The 16,776-nt window shown below is 65.8% G+C and carries 11 protein-coding genes and 4 pseudogenes; 7 read left to right on the top strand and 8 right to left on the bottom strand.

Annotated elements, in window-relative coordinates; genetic code table 11:
- Positions 1-43 precede the first annotated feature (43 nt).
- From AB0436_RS29105 to AB0436_RS29125, 5 genes and pseudogenes are all read right to left on the bottom strand, one after another.
- The gene (locus tag AB0436_RS29105; protein WP_366470940.1) at positions 44-1,399 is read right to left on the bottom strand and encodes an APC family permease; all 1,356 of its coding nucleotides are present in this window, start codon (positions 1,397-1,399) and stop codon (positions 44-46) included.
- A gap of 1,091 nt (positions 1,400-2,490) precedes the next feature.
- A complete protein-coding gene (locus AB0436_RS29110; protein WP_366470941.1) occupies positions 2,491-3,720 on the bottom strand; it encodes a serine hydrolase domain-containing protein in 1,230 nt (409 codons plus the stop codon).
- Positions 3,721-3,760: 40 nt separating this feature from the next.
- Positions 3,761-4,068: pseudogene (locus AB0436_RS29115) on the bottom strand (SDR family oxidoreductase).
- A 40-nt stretch (positions 4,069-4,108) separates the two neighbouring features.
- Positions 4,109-4,495: pseudogene (locus AB0436_RS29120) on the bottom strand (SDR family NAD(P)-dependent oxidoreductase); the annotation flags it as partial.
- Positions 4,496-5,221: 726 nt separating this feature from the next.
- Complete coding sequence (locus AB0436_RS29125; protein WP_366470942.1) at positions 5,222-5,881, bottom strand: TetR/AcrR family transcriptional regulator; 660 nt, start codon at positions 5,879-5,881, stop codon at positions 5,222-5,224.
- A 507-nt stretch (positions 5,882-6,388) separates the two neighbouring features.
- Between AB0436_RS29125 and AB0436_RS29130 the strand changes: the two genes are divergently transcribed.
- Together AB0436_RS29130 and AB0436_RS29135 are read left to right on the top strand one after the other, a co-directional pair.
- Entirely contained in the window at positions 6,389-7,303 is a 915-nt protein-coding gene (locus tag AB0436_RS29130; protein ID WP_366470943.1) for an alpha/beta fold hydrolase, read from the top strand.
- A 275-nt stretch (positions 7,304-7,578) separates the two neighbouring features.
- On the top strand, positions 7,579-7,728 hold the full coding sequence (locus AB0436_RS29135; protein ID WP_366470944.1) for a hypothetical protein: 150 nt from the start codon (positions 7,579-7,581) through the stop codon (positions 7,726-7,728).
- A gap of 30 nt (positions 7,729-7,758) precedes the next feature.
- Here the strand turns inward: AB0436_RS29135 and AB0436_RS29140 are convergent.
- Together AB0436_RS29140 and AB0436_RS29145 are read right to left on the bottom strand one after the other, a co-directional pair.
- A pseudogene (locus tag AB0436_RS29140) lies at positions 7,759-8,732 on the bottom strand (site-specific integrase).
- A gap of 206 nt (positions 8,733-8,938) precedes the next feature.
- Positions 8,939-9,859 (bottom strand): annotated as a pseudogene (locus AB0436_RS29145) (IS256 family transposase); the annotation flags it as partial.
- Positions 9,860-10,406: 547 nt separating this feature from the next.
- On the opposite strand from AB0436_RS29145, the gene AB0436_RS29150 reads away from it, so the two are divergent.
- From AB0436_RS29150 to AB0436_RS29170, 5 genes are all read left to right on the top strand, one after another.
- Positions 10,407-11,582, top strand: a complete 1,176-nt coding sequence (locus tag AB0436_RS29150; RefSeq protein ID WP_366470945.1) for a cytochrome P450 — start codon at positions 10,407-10,409, stop codon at positions 11,580-11,582.
- Positions 11,579-11,800, top strand: coding sequence for a ferredoxin (locus tag AB0436_RS29155; protein ID WP_366470946.1), 222 nt, complete (start codon positions 11,579-11,581; stop codon positions 11,798-11,800). Before AB0436_RS29150 ends, AB0436_RS29155 begins: the two co-directional genes overlap by 4 nt.
- The gene (locus AB0436_RS29160; protein ID WP_366470947.1) at positions 11,797-12,582 is read left to right on the top strand and encodes a glucose 1-dehydrogenase; all 786 of its coding nucleotides are present in this window, start codon (positions 11,797-11,799) and stop codon (positions 12,580-12,582) included. Before AB0436_RS29155 ends, AB0436_RS29160 begins: the two co-directional genes overlap by 4 nt.
- 67 nt (positions 12,583-12,649) lie before the next feature.
- Positions 12,650-14,338, top strand: a complete 1,689-nt coding sequence (locus AB0436_RS29165; protein WP_366470948.1) for an FAD-dependent oxidoreductase — start codon at positions 12,650-12,652, stop codon at positions 14,336-14,338.
- Between the two features lie 73 nt (positions 14,339-14,411).
- The gene (locus tag AB0436_RS29170; RefSeq protein WP_366470949.1) at positions 14,412-15,008 is read left to right on the top strand and encodes a TetR family transcriptional regulator; all 597 of its coding nucleotides are present in this window, start codon (positions 14,412-14,414) and stop codon (positions 15,006-15,008) included.
- Positions 15,009-15,112: 104 nt separating this feature from the next.
- On the opposite strand, the gene AB0436_RS29175 is transcribed toward AB0436_RS29170, so the two are convergent.
- Entirely contained in the window at positions 15,113-16,231 is a 1,119-nt protein-coding gene (locus tag AB0436_RS29175) for an IS110 family transposase (RefSeq protein ID WP_366470950.1), read from the bottom strand.
- Positions 16,232-16,776: the final 545 nt, after the last annotated feature.

The raw sequence follows: 16,776 nt of genomic DNA on the forward strand, positions 1-16,776 counted from the left end.
GGGTCCTTTCGAGAGGGGTGCTGTGCTGCTCTTGGTGTCTCGGCTATTGACGTCCGATACGCAAGTAGATGTCCGGTCGCTTGGCCCGGTAGACGAGTGCGACGAGAACTCCGACGCCGTAGACGCCCCAGAGCACCGCTTGCAGAATGACCGCCGCGGTCATGGAACCGCCGGTCATGGTGGTGAAGTTGATGGTGGCCAGGTAGATGACCCCCGCCAGACTCAGGGCACTGACCGTGGGTGTGATCACCCGGTGCCACAAGGGCACCTTGGCCTCCGGACGTCGTCGGAAGAAGACCACGACGCTGACACTCGTGAGGAACATCAGGACGAGAATCGCGAAGCCACCGGCTCCGGCCAGCATCCCGTACAGGTGTGCCGGATCGCTCCCGATGTTGGCCAGCAGGGTTCCCAGGAGGATCGCGCTCACGGTCATCGACGCGATGCTGGGCGATCCGTGCTTCGGGTGAGCGCGCCCAAGCACGGACGGGAGGACCTCGTCGACCCCGAGTGAGTACACGTAGCGCGCGAGGATGTTCTGTACCGAGAGCAGACAGGCGAATGCCGAGGTCACGACGAGGACCTGGACGACGTCGCGCGCCCAGACGCCGACGAACGACTCCATCGCGGCGTTGAACATTCCCGCGTAGTTGTGGGTGGCCACGCCCTGCGCGGCGGACGGACCATATGCGGTGACCAGCGCCCACACGCTGACGATGTAGAAGAGGCCGATACAGATCACCGCCGCGTAGGTCGCTCGTGGCACGGTGCGGTCGGGGTCCTTGGTCTCCTCGCGGAAGACGGCGGTCGCCTCGAACCCGAGGAACGACGTGGCAGCAAAGAGCACGGCGAGGCCGATCGATCCTGAGGAGAACTCACCCCAGCTGAACGGGGCCACGGTGCGCCCTTCGGGTCCGCCGTCCCCGAAGACGGCAACGTCAAACACCAGCACGATGGCCGCTTCGGCCGACATGGCGAACAGCAGTACCTTGGCCGACAGGTCGATCCGGAAGTACCCGAGAATCCCGGACCCCAGCAGACACGCCACCGAGCAGTACTGCCACGCGATCTCCGGGCCCCGAAACACGTCCGCCACAAGGGCGCTCGTGGCGACGCCGAACAAGCAGACTGTGCCGACCGCCATGAGGACGTACCCCAGCATCGCGAAGAAACTGGCACCGAACCCGAGTGTCCGGCCGATGCCCGCGGTGATGTAGGCATAGAAGGCGCCGGCGTTCGGGATGTAGCGGCCCATCGCGGTGTATCCGACGGCGAACAGCAGGAGTATGGCCGCACCCACCACGTACGCGAACGGGGCGCCCGCGCCGTCGTAGGTGATCACGAAGGGGGCGAACGACGCCACGACGACGATCGGCGCCGAGAACGCCAGAACCGTCATGACGAGTTCTACGGTGCCAATCTTGCCCCGCAGCATGTGCGGTTCCGCTGGGGCTGCAGGAGCGGCGGGGTGGTGCAGTTCTAGCGCTGGAGCATGCGAGGTGGCTTCTTCACTCATCGTTGTCTCCGGGCGGTGTGGATGCGGCTCCCCCGATGAGGAGCGTGCCGCGACGGGCAGAACGTGGCCGCCACGCGACGGGACGCGGGACAGCCGATGACCAGGCACTGAGTTCGTTTTCGCCTCACGTACTTCGTGCGGACCGCGTCGATGCGGCCGATGCCAGGTGCCGAGCACGGGGCTCTCGGAGTGCGATGGGGCGCCGACGTTGATCACGATCGCGATGCCGGCATGTGCGCTATGAAGGCACCACCGGAGGGACTGTCGCTAGTGAAGAGAGTGTCCGGTGACGCGGGCAGACACGTCCCGCCTGGGGTGTGGCGCGGCGTGTGTATACGGCGTGCTTCGGGTCCGGTGGCTCACAGGACCGCTTCGTCGGCCAGTTCACGGTCGGAGTGGGACCTCCGCCACAGCGAGTGACCCTCGGGGTTGGAGGAGAACCTGGGCGCCGGTCAGAGTGGCGTGAGCGTGAGTGCAGACGATCGCGTCGCACGGTGCCCGTCGTCCCTCCCTTCGATGGCAACGGCGTCGTAGGCAGGATCGGCAACGGTCACCTCACGGTCGTCGGGCGACGAGCCAGGTGGTGTCGCCCACGTCCCAGACACGGCTGTCCATGGCGAAGGCCCCTTCTGTGACCGGTAGGTCGGTCCGGGCCGTGACACGCAGGTGGGTGCTCCTGCCAGCCGCTGCACCGGCTCCCCCGCAGCCGATGACCGTTCCGCCGTCATCACCCGTCGCCACCCCGGTGTCGATCGCCTCGCCCGGACCGGCCTTCGCTCCGGATCCGAGGAATCGCCCGCTGTCGGTGTGGTCTTGGCATATGCCTTCGCGAACTGGGCGACTCCGATGACGGCCTTCGGAGCGGGCCCCCATCCGGTCGCCGCACGCTCAGGGGTTCCCCTGTCCCTGGCAACCACGCCTTGCACTCTCTGTGTCATCAGTCGGCCTCTCTTCGTGCAGTAGGGGACGAGCCGTCAACAGGCCTGGCTGGAGGTCCCGTTCGCGGAGGCAGCGGCCAGTTCGTAGACGTGGCGCTCGAACTCGGTCTGCAGTGCCACCACACCCTTGTCTCCGGACGGCAGCATCTGTGTCATCAGGACAGCGGCGACACCCGAGGCACGGTCGACCCAGAACTGCGTGTTGAAGATGCCGTCCCAGCAGCCGGAACCCGCCCTGCGCATACCGGGAGTGTCATGGCGTGCCACGTGCAGCCCGAGCGCGAAGTCGGTCGCCCCAGGAGGAAAGGAGGCCTCTTCCATCAAAGCCTTGTCCACCGACGTGATGCGGTCCGGGAAGCGGATCGGCCAGAGTCCGTCAGTGAACATCCGGTCCACCGACTCCGGTGTGAGGATCACGGCTCCGTCCAGTTCGCCGCCGCGCAGCAGCGCGCACGCGAAGCGCGCGTAGTCGAGCGCCGTCCCGTAGGCGCCGCTGCCACCCGAGTCGAACGCGGAGTCTTCGTCCAGGATGTCGGCACGGACATGGAGGTTGCCGGTTCCGGAGTCCCGTCCATGCACACTCATGAGCCGCGCCCGCTGCTCCGTGGAGGGCCGGAACGTCGTGTCCTCCATACTCAGCGGCTCGAAGACGTTGGCCCGCAGGTACGCGTCGAGCCGCATCCCGCTGACCGCCTCGATCACGAGGCCGAGGTGGTCGGTGCTGACCCCGTACTCCCAGACGGTTCCCGGATCCGCGATCAACGGGGCGGTCAGTGATGTCACCCCGTTCAGTGCGCCCACGCCGAGCGGGAGACCAGCCACTTCGTGGTAACGCCTGATGCCGGGATTGCTGAAGAAATACCCGAGCCCCGACGTGTGGTTGAGCAGCTGTCGCACGGTTGCCTGCCGTGCCACAGGCCGCAGCCTCGGGCCGTCGTCATCGAAGCCGTCCAGTACCTGAAGGCGGCCGAAGTCCGGCAGGATCGAGGCGACTTCCTGGTCGAGGCGCAGTTGTCCGCGTTCGACCAACTGCAGCGCTCCGACCGTGGTCAGCACCTTCGTCATCGACGCGTAGCGGAACATCGTGCCGGCGCTCACCGGGGTGCCACGCTCGACGCACTCCAGCCCTGAAAATGCGGAGTGGAAGGCCCCGTCCCGGGTGACGAGCGCCGCTGCGGCACCGGGTACGGCGCCTGCGATCACGGCCTCGGTGAGGAGGTCCCCGAGTTCCCAACTTGTCTGCGTAATCGCGCTGTTCGATGCCATGGGTGTGTCCCTCTGCTGGGGCGGGCAGGCGTGGGGCTGATCAGATGATGGTGTAGCCGCCGTTGACCACGACGTCGGAGCCCGTCGTGTACGACGATTCGTCGCCGGCCAGACGAAGGACGGCCTGTGACAGCTCCTGCGGCTTCGCGAAACGGCCGAGTGGGATGCCGTCGGTCGTGAGCTCTCCACTGTCCAGCTGAGCAGCGGTCATGGGCGTCTCCACGTCCCCTGGGTGAACGCGTTGACCCGGATCCCGTAAGGAGCCAGTTCCGCAGCCGCCGTCTTGGTCATGCCGCGCACAGCCCACTTGGTCGCCGCGTAGGAGAAGCAGTCGGGAAAGCCCACCATGCCTGCGGTGGAGCCGATGTTGATGATGGATCCGCCGTCCGGCGCGGCGCATGGCCGGGACGACGGCCTGCATACCGAGGAACACACCTATCTGGTTGACCTCGAGGGTGCGGCGGAACTCCGCTTCGGTCGCCGCTTCCATCCGGTTCGTCAGGAGGATGCCCGCGTTGTTCACGAGTACGTCCGGAATCCCGAACTGCTCCTCGGCACGCTGAACGACGCGGCTCCAGTCCTCGGCGCTGGTGACGTCGGCTTCGACGAAGATCGCAGAGTTGCCGAGCTCCTTGGCGAGGGCGACGCCTTCTTCGACCAGCCGGTTGGTCAGGACGACACGAGCACCGTGCTCGACGAACAAGCGGGCGTGCGAGGCACCCATGCCGCGTGCGCCACCCGTGATGATCGCAGTCTTACCGTCGAGCGAGGCCATGGTCAGCTCCTGTCTGGGAGGTGAGAGGTGATGCGCTCGGCGAGCCGACGGCACCCGATGCGCACCACCCGGAACGGGCGGAGCCCATACGCGGATCGTGTGTCGTCAGGCGATCTCCCCGACGACCCGTCGGGAGTGAGCTGGCACGGCGCGGCGGTCCAGCTTCCCGCCGGCCGCCCGGAGCACCGAGCACCGAGCACCGAGCACCGAGCACCGAGCACCGAGCACCGAGCCGACGATGCCGATACGTTCGGGAACGGCATGGTGCCCGCGGGCTGCCGGTAGCCGAGATCGTCCACGGACATGACGAGCGCCTGCTTCTCCGGGCGACGACCGCCCGACGGTTCAGCTCCCGCGGCCGAGTCGCGACGGGAACAGGTCGGACGTCCATGTGCTGTTTGATCACAGTGCTCCTCACGGACTCATCCAGTGCACCGACCGGCACACCAACATGACGCCTTATTTAACTTACGTTCGTGAGCCTTGACAAGACAGTGCGCGTTACTGAGCGGAGTCAGGTGCGTTAACTGGTAACCGCGCCGTTCCGTACGTCACCGTTCAGTTTCCGGGCTCAGAAAGCCTCCGCTGCCGACGGCGAGGCGACGCCTCGGGCAGCACCGCCGAGACCGCCGCCTACGCGTGGCCGACACCCCCCTTGGCCGATGGCCACGACCGACACGACGACACGACGACAGAACGGCATGAAGCGGCTGAGGCCCCCGCGCCTCAGCGGCCCAGCATGCGCAGAACCAACTGCAGGTACTCCCTCTCGATGGCCTCGGGCGATCCCACCCCGGTTTCGGGGTGCGGCTCGTTGCAGGTCGAGTTCAGCAGGGTGATGACGGCGTGGGTCAACACGCGGGGTGAGCCACCATCGACCTGGGAAGCCCGCGCCACTTCCCGATGAAGGCGTGCGAAGTACGCCTCGTGCGCACTGCGCAGGAGAGCCACGGCTTCGGGCTTCATCTGGCCGACGACCTCGTCGTTCGACATCAGCACGTCCGTGGCACGCGTCTCCGCGGGATGCGTGACCATGTGAAAGCGCATGTGGCGGCGGCACAGCCCCTCCAGTCGGGCCGTCTCGCCGCCCTCGTCCGGCGGTACCACCACGGCCACAAGGAACTGCTGCCAGGCCCGGGCCATGGCAGCCACGAGGATCTCCTCCTTCGAGGAGAAGTGGGCGTATACGGCACCAGGAGTGATGCCGACCCTCGCGGCCAGGGTCCGGATCGTCGTGGCGCGGAACCCGTCGCTGGAGAAAGCCGTCATCCCGGCACTGAGGAGACGCTCACGGGTGTCGCCCCGCTCGTCGCCACGGCCGGCGCTGGCCACACTCAACCGCTCTACGAGCTCAGCGAGTTCGCCCCTTTTTATCCCGGCGCTCATCTCGACGTCTCCGTCTCTCCAGGGGCAGGCCGCAGCGCCCACTCCTCAGTCACCTTGCTCCCGCCGACCAGCCGTCGACCGGTCTCGCGACCAGGACGTTACATGGCCTTACCGAATCGAAGCCGCCCCCGACTTCCCATTTACCTAAATGAACGTTTAGTTTGATTGCCTGCGAGGCGCGCTGGTCCTCGTACAGGCAGGACCAGCCGTCGGCGCGCGTATTCGGCTCCGTCGAAGAACAGCCCACTCTCGGCTCACCACCTCTGAACCTCGCGTGTCCCCGAAAGGCCACCCCATGAATCACCCGGAGTCTCCGACGGTCCGTTCGCGGGTTGCGGTGCAACAGGCAACGGGACTCATGGGGGGCGACATCACCAGCGGAGCAGAGGCGACCTACACCGAAGGCCATGTCCACAACCCGAACACCGGGTCGACCGTGGGCTCCCTCCGTAGCCCCTCAGAGCACCGCGCACGACAGGCTGCCCGCATCAACAGCGAGGAGATCCGATGACCCCTCAATCCGTAATCAAGCAGCAGGTCATGTTCCCGGTGGAGGGCACCACCGTACGCGGCACGCTACGTCTGCCTCCCGGCCCCGGACCGCACCCCGCCGTCGTCCTCGGGCATGGCTGGAGCATGGTCGCCGGGGGCAACCTCGAAGACTTCGCGCTGGCTTTCGTCAGCAGATCCACCGCCACGCTGAGCATCGACTTCCGCCATCTCGGGCTCAGTGACGGTCTGCCTCGTCAGGACCTGGACCCCTGGCGGCAGATCGAGGACTACCGCATGGCCATCACCTACCTCGGTGGCCTTGAGGAGATCGACAGCGACCGCATCGGCGTCTGGGGCACCAGTTTCAGCGGAGGACACGTCCTCGTCGTGGCTGCGACAGATCCACGTGTGCGTGCCGTCGTCTCCCAAGTCCCGACGATCAATGGGTACCAGGCGTCGCTGCGCCGGAACTCGCCCGCCACGCTGAAGCGCCAAGCCGCGGCGTTCCAGGCGGACCGGGAAGCGCAGCTGCGTGGCGAGACACCCGCCGTGATCGCCACCGTCACCTCTGATCCATCGGCCCCCGCGAGCTATCCCGACGCCGAGTCGTTGTCCTACATGTCCGGCGAAGGCGAGCGCACCGGCACCTGGCTGAACTACACCACCCTGCGCTCCGCCGAGCGGGCGCGGGCTTACGCGCCGGGCGAGTTCGTCCCGCGCATCGAGTCCGCGCAACTGCTCATGGTCGTCGCCGACAGGGACGTCGTGACGCCCACGGACCTCCAGGTCGCGGCGTACGAGAGCGCCCGGACCGTGAAGCGTCTCGTCGTCGTCCCCGGAGGCCATTACGCCCCGTACCACGAGCAGTTCGAGACCGCGTCCACCGCTGCGGCGGACTGGTTCGAGCAGATCCTCACCCCTCGCAGCTGACAACCGACAACCTCGAGCCACGGCCTCGGCCTGCTATGGGCCCCTGCCGTGCTGCCCGATTTCGGAAGGATCACCATGCCCACGATCACCCCTCCCCCCTCCACCCCCTGCCCTCGACATCCCCGAGCACCGGCTCCGCCCGATTCGCGACCCCTACCTCCGCGTCCGAGTTCGCCAAGGCGAAGAAGTACATTCCCGGCGGCCTCGTCTCGCTGATCTCCGACGACTTGGCGGCGCACGTGAGCTCAATCCCTTCAGCCGCCGATCGCCTTTACATGGAGAGCGCTGTCGCGACGATGCGCCAGACAGTGCTCGGCAACATGGGATTTGAGGCCGTCGTCCGCGACGATGTCCAGACCGTTCTGGGGCGTCCCGGAACCACAGTGGAGGAGTGGGCGCGGGAGAACCTCGGTCCAACGGCCTGAGTCCGACGATCCGGTGCCAGGCGTACCCGTTCAGCGGCGGACGTCGCCCGGAGCCAGAAGGCTGGTCAGCTCGGCGATCGCCTCGGGTGACGGCTTGAAGTAGCGGCGGACGTTCTCCGGCTTCTTGTGCCGGGACTTGGCCATCAGCATCAGCAAGGAGGCGCCCTTGCTCACCGAGGTGGGTCAGGGCGGAGTGGCGGTACTGGTGCAGGTCCCAGCCCGTTCCTGGCCCGCGTACGGCGGTGTGCTCGTCCAGTAGGGCGCAGGCCTGGCCGTAGGAGAGGCGGGCCAGGCTCGTGTCCGGGCACGCGTCGCGCGGGCTGACGACCCTCCCCGGCACGGGGCGGCGGTGGGTGACCAATACCGGACCGCGGGAGCGGCCGCGCAGCAGCCGGGGCAGGAGCCAGGTGGTGCCGGCATCCCAGTACACCGTCTCCAGGACGAAGTCCTCGCGCGCCTGCCTGCGGCGGCGGGCCTTGCTGCGGGCGCCCTTGGCCTTGACCGGGCAGCGGCGTGCGGCGAGGTCGAGGTCCTCGATGTTCACGCTGAGGATCTCCTCGGACCTCCCGGCGGTCTCGTAGAGCATCTGCCACAGCGTCTTCTCCCGCAGGTGGACCTCGCGGCGGGCGATGAGCCGGTCCACGGACATCTTCGAGCGGGCCGGTGCCTCGGAGTCGGGCACTGCCAGCCGCTTCGTCCAGGCCGGGACCGCAGGGCCGTCATACCCGTACGACGCGCACCAGCCCAGCCAGGAGCACCGCCGCCCGGCGGGCGTTCCAAATGTTGACCGCCGCGGTGCCCCACAGCAGTTCCAGGGCCTCGCCGATCTCGTCGTCCGAGACCGACCCCAGCGGGCGGGCCTCCCCGAGCCGTTCGGCGGTCTTGCCGACGCCGACTCCGTAGCTGCGGATCGTGTTCGGGTTGCGGAGCGACCCGAGGAAGCCGTCGGCCGCCGCGCGGACGGTCAGTACCTTCCCTGCCGGCAGTTGCACGACGGTGGGCACCGCTTCCTCCTTGCCACGGATAACAGGGCCGCTTCATGTACGGCCCTGAGAACAACACCGCAGGTGACGAACCAAGCTCCCACAGATAATAGGGCGTTGTCCGTGGAACACCCTCAGACGGGCCCGGTCGCCGACACTCCGTCAGCCGCCCGCCAGGGACGACGAGGGCTTAGCGCCGGTTTCCGTTCCGATGTTCCTCAAGCCCCGACCCTGGGAAACTGCTGGCCGAGCATGTCGGCGACGGTATCGAGCTGGGTGCGCACCAGCTCGGCGGTGGGCTGGGTGAAGATCGTGCGGATCGTCGCGGCGACCATCTCGCCGGAGTCCTTCTCGATCACGCCGAAGACGTTCCGTAGAAATTGAACCCTGCACCTTTGCCAGGAGACGCCGAGCATGACCTTGCGCACTGCGGCGACCAGTCCCGAGTGCTGATCGGTGACGACCAGGCGGACCCCGGACAGGCCCCGCTCACGCAGGGAACGCAGGAACTCTTTCCAGAACGCCTCGCTCTCGCTGTCGCCGACCATCAGGCCCAGCACCTCACGGTTGCCGTCCTCGGTGATGCCGGTGGCGACCACCACGGCCCGCGAGACGATCTGATGGTTCACCCGCGCCTTGCAGTACGTCGCGTCCAGGTAGACGTAGGGGAAGCGGACATGCTCCAGGGGCCGGGTGCGGAACGCAGTCAGCGGCTCGCCCAGGGCAGCGCAGATCCGTGAGACCTCGGACTTGGAGATCCCGCTGTCTCCGCCGAGGGCTTTGACCAGGTCATCCACGCTGCGAGTGGAGACGCCGCGCACGTATGCGTCCATGATCACGGCATAGAGGGCTTGATCTATGCGGCGCCCTCGTTCCAGCAGCGACGGGAAGAAGCTCCCGGTGCGGACCTTGGGGATCTCCAGGTCCAGATCACCGGCCAGCGTGGTCAGCACCTTCTCCCGGTGACCGTCGCGGATGTTGGTCCGCGTCGGCGTGTGCTCGTTCCACTCCGCGCCGATCTGGGCACTTGTCTCGGCCTCGATCAGTTCCTGCACCATGCGCTCAGCGATGGCGCGGATCAGCTCGGTTCCGTCGGTTCAACGTAGTGACTCAAGGAGCCGTATCAGCTCAGACTGAGACAGGGCCATCGTGTACTCCTCGTGGTCGAACGCCTGTTTACCAAGAAGAGTTACGCGGCGGCCCGCCCCGTGTTCAGGGAGCGGTACCCACCCGCGGAAGTGCGCCCTGGGCAGACGCCCGCGCACCCCCGGCCACCGATCCCCAACACAACGACAAGGGACGCGATCCTTCTGGGTCGTGACGGACTCCGCCCTGCGGTGGGTGGCGCGCCGGGGAAGAAGCGTTGCCCCCACCTTCGTTGCTCGCCTTCCCGCGGTTGCCTTCGTCACGGGACTCGTCGTGGGCGCCGCGGTCAAAGCGCGCGCTCCGGCCAGTGGTAGGCGCTACCTCGGTCCCCCACCGCAACAAACATTGATTGAACGTTCGTTAGGGGTTGTGGAGAGGGCGCGTGGAGGTCTAAGGTTTTTCAAGTCGTACAGATGTACAGATTCATGCCGCCGCAGGGCAACTTGGGATTCGGACGCCCCCTGCTGATCGATGGTTTCGGTGGAGTGGGTTGAAACATCCGAGCGCATGAGAGCGGGACGGCGGTCTCCAGGACTAGGAGTGGGAGCTATGTCATTCGATCCGTTCGACTTCGAGACCCAGAAGGACCCATATCCGGCATACGAGTGGCTGCGAAACGAATCGCCGGTCTACTACGTCGAGAAGCACGACCTCTGGGTCCTGTCACGATACGAGGACGTCCAGTCGACCATCCGGGACTGGGAGACCTACTCCAACCGGGAGGGGGTCGACATTGACAAAACCGACTCCCTGCTCAGCCCCGGCAACATGGATGAGAAGGATGGTCGGGAGCACGACGTGTATCGGCGTCTGCTGCAGCCGTGGTTCAGTCCCAAGGTCTTCCAACGCCGACTCCTTGAGCCCGTTCGCGCCGAAGTCGCGAGACTGGTTGGTGACCTGGTGGCGCAAGGTTCCGGTGATGTCACCGAGATGATTGCCTGGCAGCTTCCTACGTTCGTCGTGGCGCAGATGTTCGACGTCCCCGAGGAACGCCGGCCCGAGATGCTGTCTTTCATGAAGCCCGTGTTCGCGCGGGTTCCGAACGATCCAAACCCGCCGCAGGCAGCGTTCGTTGCAGGCGAGCACATCGAAGCGTTTTGTCGCGAGATCATCGTGCAGCGGCGTCAAGAGGACCCTGAAGGCCGTGATGACATCATTAGCCATCTGATGCGGTCCGAGTTGGAAGGTAGCTCTCTGAGCGACGAGCAAATCCTCGGGATGATCGCTCACCTGATCGTCGCCTCCAGCGGAACGACGCAGGACCTGATCACCAACGCGATCTGGCTGCTTGCCGATCACCCGGGAGAGCGCGCCAAGCTGATCGAAGACCGAAGCAAGATCTCCGCCGCGATTGAAGAGTGTCTGAGGTACGAGTCCGTCGTGCAGTCGGTATCTCGAGTTTCGAACGTTGTCACCCAACATCACGGCACGAACATTCCGGCGGGAGCGACGATCGTCAACCTGCTCGGCTCAGCCAACCGCGACGAACGCTACTGGGAAGACCCCAAACGGTTCGATATCTCGAGGAAGCCCGGACGGCATCTCGCTTTCGCTGACGGCATCCATCATTGCATCGGGGCTCCGGTTGCACGGCTTGAGACGCGACTCGTGCTGGAGGAGCTTCTGACTCAGATGCCCGAGTACGAGCTTGCTGTTCCGCCGGTCCGCGCAATTTCTCATGTGGCGCGCGGATTTGAGCACGTCGAGATTCGATCGGGGGCATGACGGTGTCGAAGGACGCACAGTACGCCGTGGTCACGGTTGACTCGAGTCTTTGTCAAGGACACGGCGAATGCGAGCGGGTGACTCCGGATGTCTTCAGCCTGAGCGATGAGCTCACCGCCCAGTGCGCGCCGCGGCAGCCCTTGTCGCTGCTCGATGTGCTCGAACACGCCTGCTCCGCTTGCCCGGCCGGCGCCATCAGTGTGGAGGTCCGCCCATGAACCGCGGCACGGCCTCAGACTCCAAGACTGCTGCATCGCACGTCGCTGCGTCGCTTGAAGGCAAAGTCGTCGCAGTGACGGGCGCGGCTCGGGGAATGGGTATGGCGCACGTGCACGCGTGCATCGAACTCGGCGCCCAGGTGCTAGTGCTCGACGTGCGTGACGAACTCGGAGTTGAGGTCGCAGACCGTTACGAGGATAGAGCGTTGTACGTCCACACTGACGTCACCGACGAGCGTGACTGGGCTCGCAGCGTTGCGGCGGGGCTGTCGGCTTTCGGAAGGATTGACGGCTTGGTCAACAACGCTGGCATCCTAGTTGCCAAGACACTGCTGGACACATCAGTTGAAGAATACGAACGCGTCGTAGCTGTCAATCAGCGGAGCGTTTTCCTCGGGATGAAGGCTTTCGTCCGCCCGATGCTGGAGTCGGGGGGTGGCTCCATCGTGAACATCTCCTCGACCGCCGGTCTGGTGGGCATCGCGGAGTGCTTCGCATACTCGGCCAGCAAGTTCGCTGTCCGGGGAATGTCGAAGGCGGCAGCGATCGAGCTCGCACCCTTTGGCGTGCGGGTGAACTCGGTGCATCCCGGTGACACACTCACCCCGATGATCCAGGAACTCGGTGACACCGACGCCGTGCCCGACACCTCGATGATTCCTCTGCAGAGATACGCCAATCCATACGAGATCTCGTCGGCGGTCTGCTTCCTCCTGTCGGACAGCTCGAGCTACATGACCGGTGCCGAACTGGTTCTCGACGGCGGGTATACCGCCAGCTAGGCCTACGGACGTCCTCTCAAGTAGACCACGCATGTGAGTCTCCAGCCCCAGGCACAAGGAGCACACTATGGCACACATCATCACCCAGAGTTGTTGCAACGACGCCACCTGCGTTTCGGTGTGCCCGGTGAATTGCATCCATCCGACGCCGGGTGAACCTGACTTCGCCACCGCTGAGATGCTCTACATCGACCCCGATGTGTGCATCGACTGCGGCGCCTGCGTCGCCCCCTGCCCCGTGAGCGCCATCTATCCGGACTACGAACTGCCGAGCGCGTTCACGGATTACGAGGAGCTCAACGCGACGTACTTCGTGAACCGCGACAACGCAAAGCCGGCTGTTCCGCGTTTGGTAGCCAGACGCGCTTGGGACGACGGCACAGAGCTCCTCCGTGTGGCCGTCGTGGGGGCAGGACCGTCCGCGTTCTATGCGGCCGAAGAGCTCCTCACGCAAACAGGCCTGAAAGTCGAAGTTGACATGTTCGAGCGACTTCCGGTCGCTGGCGGCCTTGTCCGTTACGGCGTAGCACCAGACCACCAAGCGACCAAGGGTGTGCTGAACAGCTTCAGCGAGACGATGCGGCGGCCGGGATTCCGGCTCTTGGCCAACGTCGAGGTGGGTCGCGACGTCTCCCATGCTCAGCTCGCAACGCGCTATCACGCGGTCGTCTACGCGGTCGGGGCGATGGGGGACCGAGGTCTGGGCATCCCAGGCGAATCCTTGGCCGGTTGCCACTCTGCGACGGCTTTCGTGTCGTGGTACAACGGCCATCCGGACTTCGCAACACAGGAGTTCGATCTTTCCTGTCCTCGCGTCGCCATTGTCGGCAATGGAAACGTCGCCCTCGATGTCGCCCGGATTCTGACGACTGACATCGACCACCTCCGGAAGACGGACATATCAGACAATGCCTTGGCCGCCCTTGCGGCCAGCAAAGTAGAAGAAGTCGTCATCATTGGCAGGCGATCGCCCGCCGAGGCTGCATTCACCACGCCGGAGTTCATGGGTCTCGTCGCGGCTCCCGGCGTCAGCGTCGTGGTTTCCCCCGACGAGGTCGATCTCAACCGGGAACGTTCGGGGCACGCCGCCCGGTCCTCTCCTGGTCAGCTGAAGGCTGAGCTTCTCGCCCGTCATAGCCGGCGGGAACCCGGGAGTGGGCGACGCGTCACCTTCAAGTTCCTTCGCACCCCCGTTGAAGTTCTTGGGCGCGAACGCGTGGCAGGTATCCGGCTTGGGTGCAATGACCTCGTCAGCGAGGATCGCGCAATGGTGGCCAGGCCCACCGGAAGGACAGAGGATCTCGAGGGCGGGATGGTTCTACGTGCGGTGGGATATCGAGCCGATCCGCTACCCCAGCTCCCGTACGACAGGCACAACTCTACGCTGCCGAACGACCAGGGACGAGTGGTTGACCCTTCCACTGGTCAGCCGCTGTCAGGCGTCTATGCGACGGGCTGGATCAAGCGAGGTCCCTCGGGTGTGATCGGGACGAACAAGCAATGCGCCAAGGAGACGGTCGCCTGTCTCCTGGACGACTTCGCTGATGCACGCTTGCCTCGACCTGCAGAGGAAGAGGATGTGGCCGCACTGCTACCTCAGGCCGTGAACGCTGAGGGTGCTCGGGTCATAGACGCCCACGAGCGAGCCGCGGGGCGTGCGGGCTTCCGGCCACGCGTCAAGGTCCTGCAGTTGGACGAGATGATACGAGTCGCAAGCACGGTCGCGCCGACTCCCGGGCCAGGGCGGTCTCGATGAAGGTGGTCGCACCCACAAACTGCCTCGTGCGCTGTCGGAGAGCTCGAAGATCTTGCTGTCGTAGGCTCGTCAGGTGACCACGAAGCGGCGCGACCGTACCCAACGGCGCGGAGATGAACGCAAAGCCTTGATAGCGAGAGCCGCTCTCGCCGTCATCGAGCGGCACGGCGTCAGTGGACTGACGCATCGCCGCGTGGCGACGGAGGCCGGCGTCTCCCTTGGAACGACCACTTACCACTTCGCGACGCTCGACGACATTCTCGAAAGTGCCTTCGGTGTCGCGATGTCGGAGGACATGGACGGACTGACGCAGTGGTTCGAGTCCTTGCCTGCTGGGTGCGACCTCCCAGAGGAGCTAACACAGCTGGTTCTGCGCAAGACCTCCCAGGAGAAGGGAAATGTGTATGTGAACTTCGAGTTGGTCCTCGCGGCGGCGCAGAGGCCGAGCCTCCATGTGAAGGCTCACGCATGGGCAACATTCCTCGCCAGACTGTTCGAGCGCTACGTGTCGGACGAGGCAGCCGAGGCAGTGGCGGTGGTCTACGACGGCACCCTGCTCCGGCAAACGATCACAGGAAGCATCGGTGGCGCCGATGAAATCGCGACAAGCTTCCGCCGGGCTTGCGGTGAGGAAGATCGACTCACCGTGCAGGCCACCTCGGGCCGGTAAATGCTTCCTGCGTGGTCGAGATGAATTAGCTCAACCAGCTCGGATACCAAGTCACCCTCAACTCGACGGAGGCCGCCTGACCTGGCGGAACGGGGATTTTCGTGTCAGCGGGCGCCGAGGAAGGTGTCGGTCTTGGCGGCGGACATCGCGGCCTCGCCCAGGGCCCGTTTCGGCCAGGTGTTGCCCTTGCCGGTCTTGCCGGAGGTGTTCTTCGTCCCGGACTGGATGGTGCCTGGGGAGAGTTTCGCCCGGGAGGCCAGATGGTCGGCGGTGGGGAAGACGCTCATGTCGCAGCCGAGTTCGGCGATGACCACCTGGGCGATGCCGGGTCCGATCCCGGGGATTTCGTCGAGGCGCTCGACCAGACTCATCCCGCCACCGCCACCGCCACCGTCGTTGTCCGGGGTGGGGAGTGCGGCGATGACGCGTTCGACGTCGGCGGTCAGGCGGTCGATCTGGGTGGTGAGGTGGTCGACGGTCTGCAGCAGGATGGTGATCAGGCGGGCGTGGTGGTCCTCGAAGTTGCCCTTCAGAGCCTCGGCGAGGGCGTCCTTCTTGGTGCGCATCCGGGCCCGGGCCATCTCGGCCAGGACCTTCGGGTCGCGTTCACCGGCCACCAGGGCGTCAAGCATGGCGCGTCCGGAGACGCCGAAGATGTCGGTGGCCACGGAGGAGAGTTTGATCTGTGCGTCCTCGAGGATCTTCTCCACGCGCTGCTTGTGCCGGGAGCGCTCGTCGGTGAAGACGGTGCGGGTGCGGGTCAGGTCCCATAGCTGCCGGATGGGTTTCGGGGGCACGAAGGAGGGGCTGAGCATGCCGCGTTCGGTGAGTTTCGCCAGCCAGACGGCATCCAGCTTGTCGGTCTGGGGCCGGCCGGGGACGTTCTTGACCTGCCGGGCGTTGACCAGCCAGACCTCCAGTCCGCGGGCCTCCAGGAGGTAGAACCAGGGCTTCCAGTACGCCCCGGTCGCCTCCATCACCACCCGGCTGACGCTCTGGCACACGAGGTGATCGGCCAGATCCAGGATCGTGTTCGTCGTGGCCGGTAGGGTCCATGTCCGCTGCACCCGGCGCCCGGCGCCCGGCGCCCGGCGCCCGGGGAGACTGTCGTGCGGCAGCCGCACGCACACCATCCCCGACGCCTTCGCGATGTCGATCGCGCACACACGGGAGACGAGTTCCTCGGACCGATCGACTTCTTCCAGCGGCGGCGGTGTATCCACGGTTCCCTCCCTGCGCATGCGGCTGCGGTGAACGGGGGCCATCTGGGGAACTGTGAGGATGAAGCGGGAATCTGAATCCGCGGGCTCGAAGCGTCAGGGCGTAGCTCCTCGGTCCGGCTCCCGGCGCCAGACTGACTCACGGCCTCACGATGCAAGGAGCGACCGGCGTCAGCAGACGGACCCCGCCCCATTTTCACGGCCGCGAGGCGCCGCCGTCAGGCGGACGCGGGACTGCCGCGACCCGGGCGACCGTTCCGTCGTCCTGGTCTTCCCTCGTCTCCTCCATGGCCTTCCTCCCCTTGCACGTGTGCGGGCGGGGGCCACCCGGGGAGTCTGAGGGGAAACGGAGAAGCTGAACGGCGTGCTCGAAGCGACAGTGTGCGGCCCCTCGGACGACTCCCTCACCAGACTCCTATGCGGGCTCAGCGGCCCAAACATCAAGCGGTGTCGGCGGACAGCCCCCATACCGATTCTCACGCCCGCGAGGCGTCATCCGCAGGTGAACGGCTGACTCCTAATGTTGGTCAAGCGCTGAGGAGCCACTC

The organism is Streptomyces sp. NPDC051322 (assembly GCF_040689485.1).
Lineage (GTDB): Bacteria > Actinomycetota > Actinomycetes > Streptomycetales > Streptomycetaceae > Streptomyces.

Excerpts from the sequence above, each read along its gene's own strand:
- AB0436_RS29105 (WP_366470940.1), bottom strand. The coding sequence starts at position 1,399 with ATGACGGTTCTGGCGTTCTCGGCGCCGATCGTCGTCGTGGCGTCGTTC.
- AB0436_RS29110 (WP_366470941.1), bottom strand. The coding sequence starts at position 3,720 with ATGGCATCGAACAGCGCGATTACGCAGACAAGTTGGGAACTCGGGGAC.
- AB0436_RS29125 (WP_366470942.1), bottom strand. The coding sequence starts at position 5,881 with ATGAGCGCCGGGATAAAAAGGGGCGAACTCGCTGAGCTCGTAGAGCGG.
- AB0436_RS29130 (WP_366470943.1), top strand. The coding sequence starts at position 6,389 with ATGACCCCTCAATCCGTAATCAAGCAGCAGGTCATGTTCCCGGTGGAG.
- AB0436_RS29135 (WP_366470944.1), top strand. The coding sequence starts at position 7,579 with ATGGAGAGCGCTGTCGCGACGATGCGCCAGACAGTGCTCGGCAACATG.
- AB0436_RS29150 (WP_366470945.1), top strand. The coding sequence starts at position 10,407 with ATGTCATTCGATCCGTTCGACTTCGAGACCCAGAAGGACCCATATCCG.
- AB0436_RS29155 (WP_366470946.1), top strand. The coding sequence starts at position 11,579 with ATGACGGTGTCGAAGGACGCACAGTACGCCGTGGTCACGGTTGACTCG.
- AB0436_RS29160 (WP_366470947.1), top strand. The coding sequence starts at position 11,797 with ATGAACCGCGGCACGGCCTCAGACTCCAAGACTGCTGCATCGCACGTC.
- AB0436_RS29165 (WP_366470948.1), top strand. The coding sequence starts at position 12,650 with ATGGCACACATCATCACCCAGAGTTGTTGCAACGACGCCACCTGCGTT.